Annotated in this window: 15 protein-coding genes; 5 read left to right on the forward strand and 10 right to left on the reverse strand. The window is 65.6% G+C overall.

What is annotated here, in order from left to right; all coding sequences use genetic code 11:
- Genes narJ through CXX84_RS07540 form a run of 3 tightly spaced genes read right to left on the reverse strand, consistent with a single transcriptional unit; the run spans position 1 to position 6025 of the window.
- Entirely contained in the window at positions 1-621 is a 621-nt protein-coding gene (gene narJ / locus CXX84_RS07530; protein ID WP_102976079.1) for a nitrate reductase molybdenum cofactor assembly chaperone, read from the reverse strand.
- The gene (gene narH / locus CXX84_RS07535) at positions 618-2312 is read right to left on the reverse strand and encodes a nitrate reductase subunit beta (protein ID WP_102976080.1); all 1695 of its coding nucleotides are present in this window, start codon (positions 2310-2312) and stop codon (positions 618-620) included. Before narH ends, narJ begins: the two co-directional genes overlap by 4 nt.
- The gene (locus CXX84_RS07540; RefSeq protein ID WP_189337525.1) at positions 2312-6025 is read right to left on the reverse strand and encodes a nitrate reductase subunit alpha; all 3714 of its coding nucleotides are present in this window, start codon (positions 6023-6025) and stop codon (positions 2312-2314) included. The genes narH and CXX84_RS07540 overlap by 1 nt, the downstream gene beginning before the upstream one ends.
- Positions 6026-6225: 200 nt before the next feature.
- On the opposite strand from CXX84_RS07540, the gene CXX84_RS07545 reads away from it, so the two are divergent.
- The gene (locus tag CXX84_RS07545) at positions 6226-6897 is read left to right on the forward strand and encodes a DNA alkylation repair protein (RefSeq protein WP_223253029.1); all 672 of its coding nucleotides are present in this window, start codon (positions 6226-6228) and stop codon (positions 6895-6897) included.
- Between the two features lie 194 nt (positions 6898-7091).
- Here the strand turns inward: CXX84_RS07545 and CXX84_RS07550 are convergent, their stop codons facing one another.
- A complete protein-coding gene (locus tag CXX84_RS07550; RefSeq protein WP_102976083.1) occupies positions 7092-7280 on the reverse strand; it encodes a hypothetical protein in 189 nt (62 codons plus the stop codon).
- A 110-nt stretch (positions 7281-7390) separates the two neighbouring features.
- Positions 7391-8227 (reverse strand): response regulator transcription factor, encoded by an 837-nt coding sequence (locus tag CXX84_RS07555; protein ID WP_102976084.1) that lies wholly within the window; start codon positions 8225-8227, stop codon positions 7391-7393.
- 334 nt (positions 8228-8561) lie between these two features.
- Between CXX84_RS07555 and CXX84_RS07560 the strand changes: the two genes are divergently transcribed.
- Complete coding sequence (locus CXX84_RS07560; protein WP_189337526.1) at positions 8562-9653, forward strand: hypothetical protein; 1092 nt, start codon at positions 8562-8564, stop codon at positions 9651-9653.
- Positions 9654-9781: 128 nt separating this feature from the next.
- Here the strand turns inward: CXX84_RS07560 and CXX84_RS19100 are convergent, their stop codons facing one another.
- Both CXX84_RS19100 and CXX84_RS07565 read right to left on the reverse strand, forming a co-directional pair.
- Entirely contained in the window at positions 9782-9946 is a 165-nt protein-coding gene (locus tag CXX84_RS19100; RefSeq protein WP_189337527.1) for a hypothetical protein, read from the reverse strand.
- A gap of 5 nt (positions 9947-9951) precedes the next feature.
- Positions 9952-11001, reverse strand: a complete 1050-nt coding sequence (locus CXX84_RS07565; protein ID WP_102976085.1) for a glycosyltransferase — start codon at positions 10999-11001, stop codon at positions 9952-9954.
- Positions 11002-11398: 397 nt separating this feature from the next.
- Between CXX84_RS07565 and CXX84_RS07570 the strand changes: the two genes are divergently transcribed.
- Positions 11399-12616: a rhamnogalacturonan acetylesterase gene (locus CXX84_RS07570; RefSeq protein WP_102976086.1), complete on the forward strand. Its 1218-nt coding sequence runs from the start codon at positions 11399-11401 to the stop codon at positions 12614-12616.
- Positions 12617-12729: 113 nt separating this feature from the next.
- On the opposite strand, the gene CXX84_RS07575 is transcribed toward CXX84_RS07570, so the two are convergent.
- The 3 genes from CXX84_RS07575 to CXX84_RS07585 all read right to left on the reverse strand — a co-directional run bounded on the left by CXX84_RS07575 (position 12730) and on the right by CXX84_RS07585 (position 15250).
- The gene (locus CXX84_RS07575; protein ID WP_102976087.1) at positions 12730-13194 is read right to left on the reverse strand and encodes a pyridoxamine 5'-phosphate oxidase family protein; all 465 of its coding nucleotides are present in this window, start codon (positions 13192-13194) and stop codon (positions 12730-12732) included.
- Positions 13195-13293: 99 nt separating this feature from the next.
- Complete coding sequence (locus CXX84_RS07580) at positions 13294-13953, reverse strand: response regulator (protein WP_102976088.1); 660 nt, start codon at positions 13951-13953, stop codon at positions 13294-13296.
- Entirely contained in the window at positions 13946-15250 is a 1305-nt protein-coding gene (locus tag CXX84_RS07585; protein WP_102976089.1) for a sensor histidine kinase, read from the reverse strand. The genes CXX84_RS07580 and CXX84_RS07585 overlap by 8 nt, the downstream gene beginning before the upstream one ends.
- Before the next feature lie 180 nt (positions 15251-15430).
- On the opposite strand from CXX84_RS07585, the gene CXX84_RS07590 reads away from it, so the two are divergent.
- Positions 15431-16537 carry an ABC transporter permease gene (locus tag CXX84_RS07590; protein WP_102976090.1) on the forward strand — a complete coding sequence of 369 codons (1107 nt, stop codon included), beginning with the start codon at positions 15431-15433 and terminating at the stop codon, positions 16535-16537.
- Positions 16538-16550: 13 nt separating this feature from the next.
- Positions 16551-17279 carry an ABC transporter ATP-binding protein gene (locus tag CXX84_RS07595; protein WP_223253015.1) on the forward strand — a complete coding sequence of 243 codons (729 nt, stop codon included), beginning with the start codon at positions 16551-16553 and terminating at the stop codon, positions 17277-17279.
- Positions 17280-17288: the final 9 nt, after the last annotated feature.

Genomic DNA, 17288 nt, shown 5'->3' on the forward strand with positions numbered 1-17288 from the left:
TCAGGCCCCCTTCACGGGCAGCAGGCGCGGATCGTACGGGTCAAGGCCCACGGCTTCGGTGGGTGGTCCGTAGCCTGCCATCCGCATCACGGCCTGTTCATCCGCCGGCGACTTCCCGGGCAGGGTGGCGCAGATGGCCTGCAGGATCCGGGCGTGCGGCAGCTTGTCCCCGAGCAGCCTGAACCGGAGCATTTCCAGGCTGGGGCGGTACTGGATCAGCAGCTCCCGCCCGGCGTCGAAATCCACCAGGGCCGTGTACTCGAGCACCATGGGCAGGTAGTCCGGCAGCTCCCCCTGGGTGTCCACCAGGATGTCGCTTTGCCGGTAGGCCTTCTTGAAGCTGCCCAGGACCTCGCCGCGGCGCCGGGTGTCCCCGTCTGTCCAGTAGCTCAGGTGCAGGGCATGCCGGCGGCTGAGGTCGAACTCGCGCACGTAATGCGCCTGGGCCTCCATCAGCGGCGTGGCCTCCAGCGCGTCCAGCACCTCCTGGAAGTTGTCGACGGCGCCCGGGAACTCCGCGAGCGCGGCCCGCATGAGCGGCACTTTGGCCAGGAGGTCCTCGTCCGGGTAGGACAGGCACCAGGCACCGGCCATGTACACCACCTGGTCCCGGCGGTTCACGGCTGGTCCTCCGCTGCCGCCAGGGTGTCCGGTTCAGGCCCCTTGTCCGGGAAGAGCCCGGGCGGCGCCCCCCGGCCGTCCCAGTTCAGCAGGTTCACCCGGCCTTTGAGGCTGGTGCCAGCCGCTATCTCGTCGGTGGTCTGCCGGTCCTTGAGCGCGTTGAAGGTGTCCACGGCAACCGGGACGGGCCTGCCGCTCGCCTCACCGAAGGGTGACGAATCCTGCATGCCCGGGCCGCCGTCGAAATCCAGTGAACAACCCATCTCCTCCAGGTCGTGGGCCTGCTCCACGTGCGCCTTGGGGATGACGTACCGTTCGTCGTACTTGGCAATAGCCATCAACCGGTACATCTCGTACATGGTCTGCCCGTCCATGCCCACGGACTCGGGGATGGACTCGTCCGGATCGTTGCCCAGGCTGATGCCGCGCATGAACGAACGCATGGCCGCGAGCTTGCGCAGCACGGCAGTGACGCGGTCCGCGTCCCCGGCCGTGAACAGCTCCGCCAGGTACTCCACCGGGATACGCAGCGCATCAATGGCGCCGAACAGGTTGCCGTGGTCCTCGCCGTCGTGCCCCTGGTCCCGCAGCAGGTCCACTACCGGGGACAGCGGCGGGACGTACCAGACCATGGGCATGGTCCGGTACTCGGGGTGCAGCGGCAGGGCCACCTTGTACACCTTCGCGAGCGCATAGACCGGCGAGCGCACGGCGGCGTCGATCCAGTCCTCCGGAATGTTCTGCGCCCGGGCTTCGGCCTGGACCACCGGATCGTTGGGGTCCAGCAGCACGTCCATCTGGGCGTCGTAGAGTTCCTGCGGGTCGGTGACGGACGCAGCGGCGGTGACGGCATCGGCGTCGTACAGGAACAATCCCAGGTACCGCAGCCGGCCCACGCACGTCTCCGAGCACACAGTGGGGATCCCCACCTCCACGCGGGGGTAGCAGAACGTGCACTTCTCGGCCTTGCCGGTCTTGTGGTTGAAATAGATCTTCTTGTACGGGCAGCCGGTGACGCACTGCCGCCAGCCGCGGCACTTGTCCTGGTCCACCAGGACAATCCCGTCCTCCACGCGCTTGTAGATGGCGCCGGAGGGGCAGGACGCCATACAGGACGGGTTCAGGCAGTGCTCGCAGATCCGCGGCAGGTAGAACATGAAGGTCTGCTCGTAGGCGAACTTGATCTTGTCCTCGGATTCCCGCCTGACCTTCTCCACCAGCGGGTCCAGGTGGCCGTTCTCGGCGGAACCGCCCAGGTTGTCATCCCAGTTCGCGGACCAGGTGACCTTGGTGTCCTCCCCGGTGATCAGGGACTTGGGCCGGGCCACCGGGAAGTCGTCGCCCAGGGGCGCGTCCACCAGGGTTTTGTAGTCGTAGGTCCACGGCTCGTAGTAGTCCTTGAGCTCGGGCTGGACCGGGCTGGCGAAGAGCCCGAACATCTTCTTCACCCGGCCGCCGGCTTTGAGGACCAGCTTGCCGCGCTTGTTCAGGTCCCAGCCGCCGCGCCACTTGTCCTGGTCCTCGTACCGGCGGGGATACCCCTGCCCGGGGCGGGTCTCCACGTTGTTGAACCAGACGTACTCGGTGCCCGCACGGTTGGTCCAGGCCTGCTTGCAGGTGACCGAACACGTGTGGCAACCGATGCACTTGTCCAGGTTCATCACCATGCCCATCTGAGCCATGACTCGCATCAGTACTGCACCTCCTGTGAGCGGCGGCGGACTGTGGCCACCATGTCGCGCTGGTTTCCGGTGGGGCCCAGGTAGTTGAAGGCGTACGCCAGCTGGGCGTAGCCGCCGATCAGGTGCGAGGGTTTCACCAGCAGCCTGGTGACCGAGTTGTGGATGCCGCCCCTCCGCCCGGTGGCCTCAGACTTCGGGACATCAATGGTGCGTTCCTGGGCGTGATGGACGTACACCACACCGGCCGGCATCCGGTGGCTGACGATGGCCCGGGCCACCAGGACGCCGTTGATGTTCAGGCACTCCACCCAGTCGTTGTCCTTGACCTGGATGGAATCGGCGTCGGCCGGGCTCATCCACACCGTGGGCCCGCCGCGGGAGAGCGAGAGCATGAGCAGGTTGTCCTGGTATTCCGAGTGGATGGACCACTTGGAGTGCGGCGTCAGGTACCGGACCACCACCTCCAGCTGCCCGTTCTGCCCGAGTTTGGGTTCGCCGAACAGCCGGTGCATGTCCAGGGGCGGCCGGTAAATCGGAAGCCCCTCGCCGATGTCCGTGATCCAGTCATGGTCCAGGAAGAAATGCATCCGGCCGGTCAGGGTGTGGAAGGGCTTGAGCCGCTCAATGTTGATGGTGAACGGGGCATAGCGGCGGCCGCCCGTCTCCGAACCCGACCACTCCGGCGAGGTGATCACCGGAACCGGGGCCGCCTGGGTCTGGGCGAAGGTGATGAACTTTTCCTCGGAACCCTCGGACAGGTCCGCCAGTTTCCGCCCGGTCCGGACTTCCAGGTCCTTGAAGCCCTGCACAGACAGCTCACCGTTGGTGGTTCCAGAGAAGGCCAGGATGGCTTCCGCCATCTTCGCGTCGGTGTCCATGGCCGGGCGGCCGTCCGCGGCACCGCCCAGCATCACGCCGTTGGAGTGGCTGAGCCGGTTGAGTGCGCCGTCGAGTTTGTAGGTGACGTTCTTGACGGTGAAGCCGAGCTTGTCCGCCAGGGGTCCGACGGCGGCGAGCTTGTCCGCGATGGTCGTATAGTCCCGCTCCACCACCGAGAAGACGGGCATGTTCTGCCCGGGGACGGCGGGGATATCCGCTTCCCGCCAGTCCCGCACGATCCCGCCGGGCTGGGCCAGCTGGCCGGGGGTGTCGTGCTGCAGCGGCACGCTCACCAGGTCGCGCCGGACGCCCAGGTGGGTCTTGGCCATCTTCGAGAACTCGCGGGCCAGCAGGTGGAAAGTGTCAAAGTCGGTCTTGGTTTCCCACGGCGGGTCGATCGCCGGGGTGAACGCGTGCACAAACGGGTGCATGTCCGTGGAGGACAGGTCGTGTTTTTCGTACCAGGTGGCGGCCGGGAAAACGACGTCGGAGAGCAGCGTGGTGGACGTCATCCGGAAGTCCGCGGAGACCAGCAGGTCCAGCTTCCCTTCCGGCGCCTTCTCGTGCCATTTCACGTGCGTGGGTTTGAGCCCCTCGGCGTGGTCCTCGCCCATCACGTTGTTGTGGGTGCCCAGCAGGTTCCGCAGGAAGTACTCGTTGCCCTTCGCCGAGGAGCCGAAGAGGTTGGAACGCCACAGGACCAGCGTGCGCGGCCAGTTCTCCGGTGCGTCCACGTCCTCGACGGCAGGGTTCAGGGTACGGTTTTTGAGGGCGTCCGCGATGTAGCCGGGGGTGTCCTTCGCGGTCCCGGCGGCGACGGCGGCCTCCGCCTCATCCGCGAGGTCCAGCGGGTTGCGGTCGAACTGCGGGTAGAACGGCATCCACCCAAGCCGTGCCGACTGCGCAATGGCATCCGCGGTGTGCAGGCCGTCCATGGCTCCGGTGGAGAGCGGGGACTTCAGGGCGTCGGCCGAGTAGCCGTCCTGGCGCCACTGGTCCGTGTGCATGTACCAGTACCCGGTGCCGATCATGGTCCGCGGCGGCCGGGACCAGTCCAGGGCGTTGGCAAGCGACACCCATCCGGTCACAGGGCGGGTTTTTTCCTGCCCCACGTAGTGCGCCCAGCCGCCACCGTTCCTGCCCATGCAGCCGGTCAGCATCACCATCGCCAGGATGGCCCGGTACGTGGTGTCCCCGTGGAACCACTGGCAGATCCCGGCGCCCATGATGATCATGGACCGGCCCTTGGACTGCTCCGCGTTCCGGGCGAATTCTCGCGCCACCCGGATGCACGCCTGGGCCGGAACGGAGGTGATCTCCTCCTGCCACGCGGGGGTGTAGGGCGTGGCCGCGTCGTCGTACCCGGTGGCCCATTCACCCGGGAGCCCTTCGCGGCCCACGCCGTACTGGGCGAGCATCAGGTCGAACACCGTGGTGACCAACCGGCCCTCCACCTCGATCACGGGAACCCCCCGCCGGAGCACGCTGCCGGTGCCGTCCGCCTGTTCGAAGCACGGCAGCAGGATCTCGGCGCTCTCCCCCGAAACGTCCTGCAGGGACAGTGCCGGCTCAATTCCCTCAAGGTCCAGGTTCCACTTGCCCTTGCCGCTGCCGGAGTAGCGGAACCCCATGGAACCGTTGGGGACGGCGGGACGGCCGGTCTTCTTGTCGAAAAGGACGGTGCGGAAGGCTGCATCTTCAGCCCCGGACTCCGCCGGGATGTCCCTGGCGGTGAGGAATTTCGACGGCGTGAGCGCGCCGTCGTCGCGCTTTTCCAGGCGGACCAGGAACGGCAGGTCCGTGTACTGCTTTACGTAGTCAGTGAAGAACGGGACCTGCCGGTCCACGAAGAATTCCTTGAGCATCACGTGCCCCATGGCCATGGCCAGCGCGGCATCAGTTCCGGCCTGGGCGGGAAGCCATTCGTCGGCGAACTTGGTGTTGTCCGCGAAGTCCGGGCTGACGGTGACCACCTTGGTGCCGCGGTACCGCACCTCGGCCATCCAGTGCGCGTCCGGGGTGCGGGTGACGGGGACGTTGGAGCCCCACATCATCAGGTAGCGGGCATCCCACCAGTCACCGGATTCGGGGACGTCCGTCTGGTCGCCGAACACCTGCGGGCTGGCAACGGGCAGGTCCGCGTACCAGTCGTAGAAGGAGGTCATCACGCCGCCGATGAGCTGGATGAAGCGGGTTCCCACCGCGTGCGACACCATGGACATCGCGGGAATCGGCGAGAAGCCGGCGCAGCGGTCCGGGCCGTAGGTCTTGATGGTGTTCACGTGGGCGGCGGCCGCGATCTCGATCGCTTCCTGCCACGAGATCCTTACCAGGCCGCCCTTGCCGCGCGCCTGCTGGTAGCGGCGCCGGCGTTCGGGATCGGCAGCAATCTCCGCGAAGGCCAGGACCGGGTCCCCCAGCCGGGCCTTGGCCTCCCGGTACATCTCCACCAGGACCCCGCGGGCGTACGGGAAACGGACCCGGGTGGGCGAGTAGGTGTACCAGGAAAAGGCCGCCCCGCGCGGGCAGCCCCGGGGTTCATATTCAGGGCTGTCAGGGCCCACCGAAGGGTAGTCTGTCTGCTGCGACTCCCAGGTGATGATGCCGTCCTTGACGTACACCTTCCATGAGCAGGAGCCTGTGCAGTTCACGCCGTGGGTGGAACGGACCACCTTGTCGTGGCTCCACCGGTCGCGGTAGAAGATGTCTCCCTTGCGGCCGCCTTCCCGAAAAACAGCCCTGCCGTCGTCGGTCTGGTCCCACTTGGTGAAGAACCTGCCCACCTTCAACATTGCATCGGATGCTGCTCCGTCTACCCCCGCGACAAATCGGTCTTCAGCCATGCTGCCACCGTAGGCACGGGCTTTCCGGACTACTAGGGCCTTTCGGCTGCTTGTGCTTTGGGCCCGGCGGGACTAAGTTGCGCCCTGGTCACGCGGCTCCTCTCCCTGCCCCTCTGCGCATCGCCTCCCCCGCAATCCCTTCCGGGCATAGGCTGAAGTCCGCACGTAGTGGACAGGAGACAGCGGTGGCCGAAACAACCATGACCGGGACAACCGTGAAAGAGCTGATGGCCGAACTGGCGCAGCTTGAGGACACAAGGGCGCGGGAGGTCAACGAGCGGCACGGAGACGATCACGGCGTGAACCTCGGCAAGCTGCGTGCCATCGCCAAGCGCCTGAAGACGCAGCAGGAACTCGCGTACCAGCTCTGGGCCACCGGTGACACTGCGGCCAGGCTGCTGGCCCTGCTGGTCTGCCGGCCAAAGGCGTTCAGCAGGGACGAGCTGGACGCCATGCTGCGGGAGGCCCTGGCACCCAAGGTGCAGGACTGGCTGGTGAACTACGTGGTGAAAAAGAGCCCGCATGCCGAAGAGCTGCGCGTGGCCTGGCTGGCTGACCCGGATCCTCTGGTGGCGAGCGCGGGGTGGGCCCTGACCAGCGACAGGGTGGTCAAGGCGCCCCAGGGACTCGACCTTGCGGGCCTGCTGGACGTCGTTGAGGCTGAGATGAAGGACGCACCGGACCGCCTGCAGTGGGCTATGAACACCTGCCTGGCGCAAATCGGAATCGGGCATCCCGAACACCGTTCCCGTGCTCTGGAGATCGGCGAGCGCCTGCAGGTACTCAAGGACTACCCCACTCCGCCGGGCTGCACCTCACCCTTCGCCCCCGCCTGGATCAACGAGATGGTCCGTCGGCAGGGTGCCTTGTAAAAACAGCGGGGAGGAATGGCGAAGCCCCCGCGCGAGTCATGCTCCAGCGCGGGGGCTCCTTGTGCTTCCGTGTTGGGGAATAACGTGGAAACAGATAGAACTTACCCGCTGGTAACGTGCGTCAAAGTCCATTTAGCGGGGTGACCGCAAATCTTGAGTGAATTTTGAGGGAACCGGCGGGCTGCGATTTCCCCCTAGTCGCTTTCCGGCGCGTCCGTTGCGTCCGGGTCTTCCTCAGGCTCAAAGGTGTTCGCCTCGCCGTCCGCTCCGATACCCACGCCATCCGCGTGGCCGGGAACACCGCCGTCGCCCTTTCCCTGGGCAGCTGCAGCACCCTCCTGCGGGTCGTCCTCAGGCAGTGAATCTGGTGAGTTGATAGTCATCGCTCCTCCTTCATTGGCCGGTCCTTCACGCTAACAGCCCTATGCCCGGAAGGCGTGGATCACGGCAAAGAATTTACGCCCGACGGCGGAGACGCGCCTCGCGTGGCGCCTTACGGCGTCATCCGGTAGCCCACGCCGCGCACTGTTTCCACCCAGCGGGGATGATTGGAACTGTCGCCAAGGCGTTTCCGCAGGTTTCCCACATGCACCTCGACGGCGCGCTCCTCGCCCGCGGTGACAAAGGAGCCGGTGTTGTACGGCTCGTTGCGGAGTCGCCGGACCAGGTCCGCCTTGGTCTGGACGGTCCGTCCGTTTTCCATCAGGACCAGCAGGATGTCGAACTGCGTGCGGGTCAGGTCCACCGGCTCCCCGTTGATTACCGCCTGCCGGGAGGCCTCGTGAAGGGCAAGCCCCCGATGGGCGAAGTCGCAGCAGCCGGGGGCTGCACCTGCGGATGGTTCACCCTCTGCCTGCTCAGGTCCGGCCGGAGGCCTGCCGGTCCGCAACTGTTCGGCGGAAGGTGCCGGCCGCCCCCGCCTGGTGGGCTGCGCCCGTTCAGCCGGAGCCTCCCTGAGGGTCCGCGGGCGCCGGAGCATGGCCGCTATCCGGGCACGAAGTTCACGGGGGCGGAAAGGTTTGGTGAGGTAGTCGTCCGCGCCGGCCTCGAATCCCATCAGGGTGTCAGCTTCGTCCACCCTTCCGCTGACAATGATGAGGTAGGCATCGCTGAAAGTCCGGATCCGCCGGGACGCCTCAATGCCGTCGAAATCAGGGAGCCCGACGTCCATGGTGACGATGTCCGGGTTGTGTTCGCGGACTGCGTCCACACCTTCGATGCCCGAAGCCGTTGAATGGACGGCAAACCCTGACTGCCGCAGCACTTCCGCCAAGGTTGACCTGATGTCATCGTCATCCTCAACCACCACAGCAACACCGCGCTCCACCATGTGATTCCCCAAGCTCTCTTCACTTTTGCGCCCAGGTTTTCCTCAAGCACATGCAAGGAACATTCGGAGGAACGGGCAATATGGATTGCTTTTGTTATTCCGCACCGTGGGACGTTGAAAAGCCTAACGCAAGGGATTGAAAGGTTACTTATCACCTTCGTCCGAATTGAGCATTTCTTGAGCTTTAGCAAATATTGAGTATTTCCTGAGATATGCCTCAGGAAAAATTAAGTCCGTTGAGCTATTGCCTCGGCAGAGTTCTTGGCTCAAGATCAAGCTGTGTGCTCCACAGGGGCGCAATTGCTCGCTGGGAGCAACCGAAAAGGGGCGTTACATGGCTGGTTTTCGCTTTTTTGTCTCACATCCCAAGCGCCGGACGAAACCGCTGGCAATGCTGGCAGCGGCCGCCGTCGCAATGCTTGCGTGCGTACCGCCCGCCCAGGCGGCGGAAACCACTCCGCTGGATCCCAATCCCGGGCCTGCCGGCAACTTCACCTGGAAAGGCCTCAACTGGGAGAAACGCTTTTGGGCCGGGGCCCCGCAATACAACAAAGCCTTCGCTGCCGCCAACGTTGGCAATCCCGATGCCAACGGTTACATCACCATGAACCTGACCAACCCCACTGGAGAAGCCCCGGTGGGGGCCGAGTTCCAGTCCACCCGGCAGGGCTTCGGCTACGGAACGTACAGCACAACCGTGGAAAAGAACCTGGCCGCCCTGCAAAAAGAGGTGGTGTGGGGCTGCCTGTTCACCTACGACCCCCTGGCCGAACCAGGACACACGGAAATCGATCTCTGCGAGGCCTCTGCGTGGGGCGGCGGTGCCGCTTACGGGGAGTCCTGGCCGGTCACGCAGGGCCACGGCTATTGGTTCGATGCCACGAAACCGCCCGGCGAAGGCAACAACACCACTGTCTTTGGCGTCACGTCAGATTCCATCACCACCCACCGGATGGTGTGGGAGCCGGGAAGGATCACGTTCGAAACCTTTGCCGGCGAAGGCTACACCGGCGCCCTGCTGAAACGCACTGTCCTGGAGGGTGCCACGGTCCCGGTTCCCGCCAGGGAGCGGATCCACTTCAACCTGTGGGTTACCGGCGGGGGTGGCGGGGACCCGGCCCATGTGAAGCCGGAAAGCGTGGTCATCAGGGATTTCTCCTTTGTGTCCGCAGCAACTGCGGCACCCACCGGGCCTGTCTCCGCAATCTCGTTGAGTGCTGCCACCACCAAGGCAAAGTCCGTCAGCACCACCACCCTGAAGTGGACCGGCGCCACGGGTACCAACGTCACGTTATGGGTGAACGGGGTACAGAAGTCTGTGGCAAACACAGGAACCTACGTCACCAAAGTCAAGGGCGGGAGCAGCACCGCCTACAAAGTCTGCGACGCGGCCGGCTGTTCAAATGTGGTCAGCGTGGTGACCTGAACGCCGCCTGCCCGCATCCGCGGAGAACCGCCCGCGGGGAACACCCGAGGGGAAACGCCTGAGCGCAGGGCAGCCGTGGATGGCTTCCCTGCGCTCTTGCCGCTATCAGCTGACGGCAAGCTTGTGCCCTACTGCTTGTTCGTCCGGACCGGGATGATCCGCTTGATGGCGAGGCCGAGGGCCAGGAGGGCAAAGGCAGCGAGTGCCACCCAGAACACCTCTCCTGCGCCTGTCATGGCAAGCGTGCCGGAGCCGGCTCCGGCAGCAGCGGGAACGGCTGGATTGTTATACATGGTTTTTACCAGGCTTTCTTTTTGTTGAAGGCTGCGTCTGTATACGCCTTCGCGTGAACCAACTGCAGGAAGAGGTCAATCACCAGCTCGTACATGGTGGCGGCCGCGAGCATGTACTTCCAGCCCCGCAGCCGCACTGTCACCACGCGTTCGATCACGAAGACACCGGTCACGGCAAGCCAGAACGGCTGGAAATGCAGCCCTGCCCCCGTGCCCAGTGCAATCGCCACCGTGCTGAGGTAGCCGAAAGTCACCAGGACCCCCGCCACCGAAAGTGCCTGCCTGCCCCAATAGGGCTGAGTGACCCGCGTCCAGCCGTATTGGACGCAGTTCTCCACTGCACCGCGCTTCCACCTGAGCCGCTGCGCCCACAGCTCGCGCCAGGTGGGCATCACTTCCGTGACAAGCGTGCAGTCAGCCGGTGACCGGATCCGGTATTTAAGCGTCAGCAGGGCAAAGGACAGTTCGTTGTCCTCCGTCAGGACAGAGGTGTCATAGACGCCGCCCCTGCCGTTGCCGGGAGGCAGGGTACCGTCCAGCCGCGCCGCTGCCACATCACGGAGCGTCCGCACCCGGAACAGTGCCGCCGTACCCGTGACCACCAGGCATCGTCCCTGCAGCCGCCTCACGTCCCGGGCATAGCGCGCGTATTCATTCCGCTGCAGGTGCCCAACAAATCCACCGCCGTGGCCTCCGCGGAACACGCCGCCCACGGCACCAAGCCGGGTATCAGCCGTCAGGTGCCCCACTGCGCGGTCGATGAAGTCGGGGGAGAGCTGGGAATCCGCGTCCTGCACCAGGATCATGTCCTCGGCCGCGGCATGCGGCAACAGCTCCGCCAGGACGAAGTTGAGCGCCCCGGCCTTCTTATCGGTGTTACCCACCGTGGAAACCACCTCGGCGCCCGCCGCCAGAGAAATAGCCTCAGTTTTATCCGTGCAATTGTCCGCCACCACGATTATCCGGTCGGGAACAATTGTCTGGGATTGCAGCGAAACAAGGGTCTCGTGGATACCGGCCGCCTCGTTGTGGGCCGGGATGATAACTGTGATCACAGGGCTGTCCCCGCCGGGAAATTAGTCACAAAAGCTCCGCTGACCGCGCCGCCGCACGCATATTTCCCCGCTGTGAATATTTGAAGTTCCATTGGCTTTGAGTGTTCCAACGCGAACTCAAATCGTATGCACAGAAGCGGCAACAAAGCGGCAAGCTTCCATCAAGAGGGCCGCATGCACCTCAACCTCAGGGGAAGCCCGACCTGAGGTCCGCCTGGGCGCACAGGGGACGAAATCCGCCGGATTGACCGGCGAAGAGGGCAACAAGAAGAAGCAGAAGCGCACAGAAAGCGCACAAAAAGTCTTGACTAGTCACAGCAAGCGCTGTTACAAATTGTGTAAAGCAGTTGCTGAAACGATACAAACAAAGCCCTTAGCCTCATCAAAGGAGATGACAATGACCATCGCTGCCAACCCGCCCGGTACCCCGGCCACAGCCGGATCAGGCCGCCATGCAAGGAAGTCGCTGGCCGCTGGCCTGGCCGCGGCCGCCCTGCTCAGCGCGTCCGGCGTTGCCCTCTCAGCCCCCGCTGCCAACGCCGAACCGAGCAATTACCGCTTTGACTTCGGTAATGGCCCGGTGGAACACGGCTACACCGGCGTCAGCGCCACCGATGCCTACAGCCCTGAAACACGTTACGGCTTCAATACCCCGGAGCACATGGCAAACGTTGCCGCCAAGGGCAATGGAGCCGGAAGTGATGCAGTACGTTTCCTCCAGTTCGGGACCAAGAGCAGCAACACGTTCAACGTGGACCTCAAAGAGGGCCTGTACAAGGTCTCCGTCACGCTGGGTGACACCTCCCGGGCCAGCATCGCGGCCGAAGGAGTTTTCCAGGAAATGAACCTGACCGGAAACGGCGCCACGGCCTCCTTCGAAATTCCGGTGACGGACGGGCAGCTGAACCTGCTGGTTACCGAAGGCAAGGTGGGAACCGCCTTCACCCTGAGCTCACTGGAAATCGACAAGGTGTCACGCCACCCGGACATGGACCCCACGATCTGGGTGGGCGGGGATTCAACCGTGGCCAGCTACTACCCCCTGGAGAACAGTGTCCAGGGCGGCTGGGGCCAGATGCTGCCGCAGTACGTGGACCCGGAAGCGTTCGACATCCGGAACATGGCCACCGGGGGGCAGATTGCCCGTGGCTTCCGCAACGACGGCCAGCTCGAAGCCATCCTCCAGTACATCAAGCCCGGCGACCTGTTCCTGCTGGAAATGGGCATCAATGACACCGCGGCCAAGAACGCCACCACCGAGGCGGAGTTCAAGGAGATCATGCGGGACATGGTCCGCCAGGTCGCAGCCACCGGAGCTACGCCCGTGCTCGTTACGCCGCAGGGCCGCGCCACTGATTTCGTGGACGGCGTCCACACCTCGGTGAACCGCTGGTACCGCAACTCCACCGTTGCCCTGGCACAGGAAGAGGGCGTGCACCTGGTGGACCTCAACGTCCTGGCCTCGGCCTACTTCACCGGAATCGGCCCGGAAGCCACCCTCGCCCTGTTCATGCCCGGTGACACGCTGCATCCCAACCGTGCCGGCGCCTCCGAACTGGCCCGCCTGGTTGCGGAGGACCTTGCCCGCCAGGGCCTCTCAGCCGGCAAACCTTAGTTGGCAAACTTTAGTTGGCAAACCTTAGTTGGCAGGGCCCGACGGCGGGATGCGGCACTGCGCCGCATCCCGCCGTCGTCCTGTCTGGCGCCGCACGGGCCAAGTGAGTACAGCTAGGTCCAGTCTGAGGAGAAGTCCATCGGCGGCCACCACCGCGTCCGCGAATGGACGGGGAACCTGCGTCCGCTGACGTCGGTGGGAGTGATGCGGATCAGGTGCTCCTTCACGCCGGCTTCCCAGGGCTCGCGGTCCGGATCGGACAGCTCCAGTGGCACGGCGTCCTCTGCCATCGGCTCAGGCAGGCCTTTGACCACCACACTCCACACCTCGGTGCCGTAAGCATTCATCCCGTCGGCCTCCAGCGCTACAACCGTCCCTGCCAGCAAGGAGTACAGCTTTGTGCCGGCGGCGGTCCGGAAAAACAAGGCTCCTTCTGCCGGCACAAAGTTCACGGGGAAGATTTCCGGCGTCGTGCCGTTGATGACCGCCAGCCTGCCGATGTAGGAGGAGCGCAGGTATTTCCAGCACTCCTCTTCCGGGAGGACTTCAGTTTGTGGTCCCGGGGGTGAAGTATCCATGGCCCGCAGTCTAGGCCCGGAGCAGCGGCGGAAGTAGGGTCTTCCTGCCCGTTGCCTTGCACCGTCAGGGTTTCGGGTCACGGCGCCGGCCTCCCCTCGTCAGCCCGGCTGCCCCGGCGGGCGGATGATGCGGCGCTGCGTGGCGGCGGCGATGGCGGCCGTCCGGTTGTCCACGCCGAGCTTGCCGTAAATATGGACCAGGTGCGTTTTGACCGTGGCCTCGGAAATGAAGGTCTGCCGTGCAATGGCCCGGTTGGAAAGCCCGGTGGCCAGGAGTTCCAGCAGCTGGACTTCCCGGGGAGTGAGCGAGGTGCCTGGATTGGTAATGCGGTTCATGAGCAGCGCCGCCGCCCGCGGTGCCAGTACGGTCTCCCCCGCCGCGGCCGCGACCACGGCCCGCCGGATCTGTTCCGGGGGCGCGTCCTTGAGCATGTATCCGCTGGCTCCGGCCTCTACAGCCGCGAGGATGTCCGCGTCAGTGTCATAGGTGGTCAGGATGAGGACTGGCGGGGGCACAGCCAGCTTCCGGATCTCCGCCGTGGCCGCCACCCCGTCCATGCCCGCACCCATCTGGAGGTCCATCAGCACAACGTCCACGCCGTCACCGAGGACGGTCAGCCGCGCCAGCTCCTTCAGGGCCGCCTGCCCGTCCGCCGCCTCCGCGGCAATGGAAATGCCCTCGAACCCGGCGAGCATTGCCTTCAGGCCGGCACGGACCACCGGATGGTCGTCGACCAGCAGGACGCGGACATCATTCACCGGCGTCTCCTGCCGGACCATCAAGCGGCAACCGGATGGCCACCACCGCCCCTTCGCCCGGGGCGGACTCCACGTCCAGGGAGCCGTGGAGTGCCTTAACCCTTGCCTGCAGGGAGCGGAGGCCGAATCCGCTGCCGTCCGTGCCGCCGTCGTGCTGTGTCCGGACGGCCAGTGACGGGTCAAAGCCGACGCCGTCGTCGTAAATGTCCAGGGTGACTTCTGAGCCCAGGAACGTGAGGGTGATGACCGCGGTGCCGGCGCGGGCGTGCTCGCGGACGTTGGCGAGGCTGGCCTGGGTGGCGCGGAGCAGTGCCACCTGGTGGGGCTGCGGGAGTTCGGCCGGCTCCCCGTCCACCTCGAGCCGGCAGCGGAGCGCCACTCCCCCGGCGGCCGCGCTGGACTCGGTCTTCGCGCAGAGCCGGCGCAAGGCCTCCGCCAACGTGCTGTCGTTCAGTTGGGGGGAGGACAGGCCGCGGACGAAACTCCGGGCTTCGGCCAGGTTTTCGGCTGCCGTTTGCTGCATCTGTGCCACCCGTGACGCAGCAGTGGAAAGATCCCCGTGTGCCAGCGAGCTTTCGGCCGACCGGCCCAGCAGCACGATGCTGGACAGGCCCTGGGCCAGGGTGTCGTGGATTTCCCGGGCCAGCCGTTCCCGCTCGGCCAGCACCCCGGCCTCGTGCTGGGATGCTGCCAGTTCCTGCCGGGTGCGGCGCAGTTCGTCCGCGGCCCGCCGCTGGTTCTCTGCCTCCCGGTACAGGGCAACGTAGGCGAGGCCGGTGACGACGGCGAAGGCGGCACCAAACAGCGGGCCGACGACGGCGGCCGCGTGCGGGGCAGGCTCACCGCTGGCGGACCACTGGGAAGCGATGACCGCGGCCGTCATCAGCGTGATGGTCAGCAGCGCGGCCCGCCTGGGCAGCAGGTGCAGGTGCAGGAAAAACAACGGGAACGCCAGCCAGGCGAAATCGGCGCTCCCCACCAGCAAAAGGACCCACAGGGTTGTCACCGCTGCCAACCACTGGATGGCATAGCGGCGGGGGTTGAACCTGATATGGCCCGCGGCATGGCGGTGTTCCAGGACGGTCCCCGTGAGGTAGACCGCCGCAAGGACAAGGGCAAGGGCCGCCCAAAGCACCGGGAAGTACCCGCGGGAACCGGGCGCCAGCAGCCGGACTACACCCACCACGAGGAGGGCGGCGAAGCCGGTGTGCAGCGTCACCCGCAGGACACGCAGGATCGCCGCTGAGGACGCCGTCTCAAGGGCGTTCAGCGGAACCCGGGCAGGCGTGGCGGACATTTTCCCAGCTTATGCGGGCCGGCGTAGCGGGGGGTCAATCAAAAGGTTGACTCCGGGTTCCACCTATCGGCGCCGGCATCTCAACTGCCTGCTCGATGGCTGACGGGCAGCCGGACGGGACAGTGGATAGAGAGCTCATCAACTGCAACAAACCCATACTTCAACTGAGAGAAGACCAACGTGTTTCTGGCAATCCGCGACATCCGCTTCGCCAAGGGCCGGTTCGCCATGATGGGCGGCGTGGTGGCCCTGATTACCCTGCTCCTGGTCATGCTGTCCGGCCTAACCGCCGGGCTGGCTGAACAATCAACGTCGGCGATCGGAAAGCTGGGGGCCGCCTCCGCGTCACCGGTGGACGCCGTGGTGTTCGGCGCCCCGGGCTCCAGCGTTCCCAAAGCGTCCTACACCGAAAGCTCGGTGACAGCCGGCCAGCTGGACAGCTGGCAGAACCAGCCCGGAGTCCGCAACGCCGAGCCGCTGGGAATCACCCAGACCCGCGCGCACGGCGGGGCTGCCGGCGCGGGCACCGCCAATGTAGCCGTTTTCGGCGTTGCTCCGGGGAGCGGACTGGCACCTGTTGACGTTTCGGCCGGCACCGCGGTGGTGGGCAGGTCGGTGGCCGATGCCCTGTCGCTGAAACAGGGTGACGCGCTGACTATCGGCGGCGTGGAACTCGCCGTCGCCGCCGTGGTGGAGAACCAATGGTATGCCCACACCAGTGTGGTGTGGGCGGCGCTGCCGGAATGGTCAAGGCTGGCGCATCTATCCGACGGCGAACAGCTGGCCACGGTGGTTGCTGTCACCTACCAGGACGGGACCGCCGTCGACGAGGCCGCCGCCAACGCTGCGGCCAACACGGTCAGCACCTCGCGGACCGGGTCCTTCCAGGCGCTGGGCTCCTTCAAGAGCGAGAACGGCTCGCTGACGCTGATGCAGGCTTTCCTGTACGGCATCTCGTCCCTGGTCATTGTGGCCTTCCTGACTGTCTGGACCATTCAGCGGACCCGTGACATCGCCGTCCTGAAAGCCTTGGGAGCACCGGGCTCCTACATTCTGCGCGATGCCATGACGCAGGCCGCGATCGTCCTGGTGGCGGGGGCTGGAGCCGGCGGAGTGATCGGCGTCGCCACCGGACTCCTCGCGGCCCAGGCGGCCCCGTTCCTCCTCACTCCGGCCACCACGCTGGTTCCCGTCGTCGGAATCATTGCCCTGGGACTGGCCGGAGCGGCGCTGGCCGTCAGGCGCGTCACCACAATCGATCCCCTGCTCGCCCTCGGCGGGAACTAGGAAGGAAACACCCATGGACACCACATCCACCATGAGCCCTGACACCAGCGGCCCTGCTCCCCTGGCCCTGGTCAACGTGACCCTCGAATATCCGGACGGGGGCGGAACCACCACCGCGCTGGACCGGGTCAGCCTCTCGGTCCGGGCCGGGCAACTGGTCTCCCTCGTGGGGCCGTCCGGCTCCGGAAAATCGAGCCTCCTCGCTGCAGCCGCCACCCTGGTCCGCCCTACCCGGGGGCAGGTCATCATCGACGGTACTGACACCGGCGCCCTCCCGGCCAGGGCCCTCACGGCCCTGCGGCGCAGCAAGGTGGGCATCATTTTCCAGCAGCCCAACCTGCTCCCCTCGCTGACGGCCGAGGAACAGCTCATCATCGGCGACCACCTCCGGGGAAAGCCCGTGCAGGCCGCCCGGAAGAAAGCCGCCGAACTCCTGGACGTCGTCGGACTGGCCGCGAGCGCGGCAAAACTGCCGCACCAGCTCTCCGGCGGCCAGAGGCAGCGCGTCAACATAGCGCGGGCCCTGATGGGCAACCCCAGGCTGCTGCTGGTGGACGAACCCACGGCGGCACTGGACCACGACCGCAGCGCGTCGATCATCCGGCTGCTCCGCCAGGTCACCTGCGAATTCAACGTGGCCACGGTGATGGTCACCCACGACACGGAATTTGTTCCCCTGACGGACGCCGTGGCCACCATGCGGGACGGGGCGCTGACCGCGCCGGTGCTGACCAGCGCCTGATGCGCCACC

The sequence above is a fragment of the Arthrobacter sp. AFG7.2 genome (assembly GCF_002892835.1).
Taxonomy (GTDB): Bacteria; Actinomycetota; Actinomycetes; order Actinomycetales; family Micrococcaceae; genus Arthrobacter.

Excerpts from the sequence above, each read along its gene's own strand:
- CXX84_RS07570 (WP_102976086.1), top strand. The coding sequence starts at position 11,399 with ATGACCATCGCTGCCAACCCGCCCGGTACCCCGGCCACAGCCGGATCA.
- narH (WP_102976080.1), bottom strand. The coding sequence starts at position 2,312 with ATGCGAGTCATGGCTCAGATGGGCATGGTGATGAACCTGGACAAGTGC.
- CXX84_RS07560 (WP_189337526.1), top strand. The coding sequence starts at position 8,562 with ATGGCTGGTTTTCGCTTTTTTGTCTCACATCCCAAGCGCCGGACGAAA.
- CXX84_RS07585 (WP_102976089.1), bottom strand. The coding sequence starts at position 15,250 with ATGTCCGCCACGCCTGCCCGGGTTCCGCTGAACGCCCTTGAGACGGCG.
- CXX84_RS07545 (WP_223253029.1), top strand. The coding sequence starts at position 6,226 with ATGACCGGGACAACCGTGAAAGAGCTGATGGCCGAACTGGCGCAGCTT.
- CXX84_RS07550 (WP_102976083.1), bottom strand. The coding sequence starts at position 7,280 with ATGACTATCAACTCACCAGATTCACTGCCTGAGGACGACCCGCAGGAG.
- CXX84_RS07595 (WP_223253015.1), top strand. The coding sequence starts at position 16,551 with ATGGACACCACATCCACCATGAGCCCTGACACCAGCGGCCCTGCTCCC.
- CXX84_RS07540 (WP_189337525.1), bottom strand. The coding sequence starts at position 6,025 with ATGGCTGAAGACCGATTTGTCGCGGGGGTAGACGGAGCAGCATCCGAT.
- CXX84_RS07575 (WP_102976087.1), bottom strand. The coding sequence starts at position 13,194 with ATGGATACTTCACCCCCGGGACCACAAACTGAAGTCCTCCCGGAAGAG.
- CXX84_RS07555 (WP_102976084.1), bottom strand. The coding sequence starts at position 8,227 with ATGGTGGAGCGCGGTGTTGCTGTGGTGGTTGAGGATGACGATGACATC.
- CXX84_RS19100 (WP_189337527.1), bottom strand. The coding sequence starts at position 9,946 with ATGTATAACAATCCAGCCGTTCCCGCTGCTGCCGGAGCCGGCTCCGGC.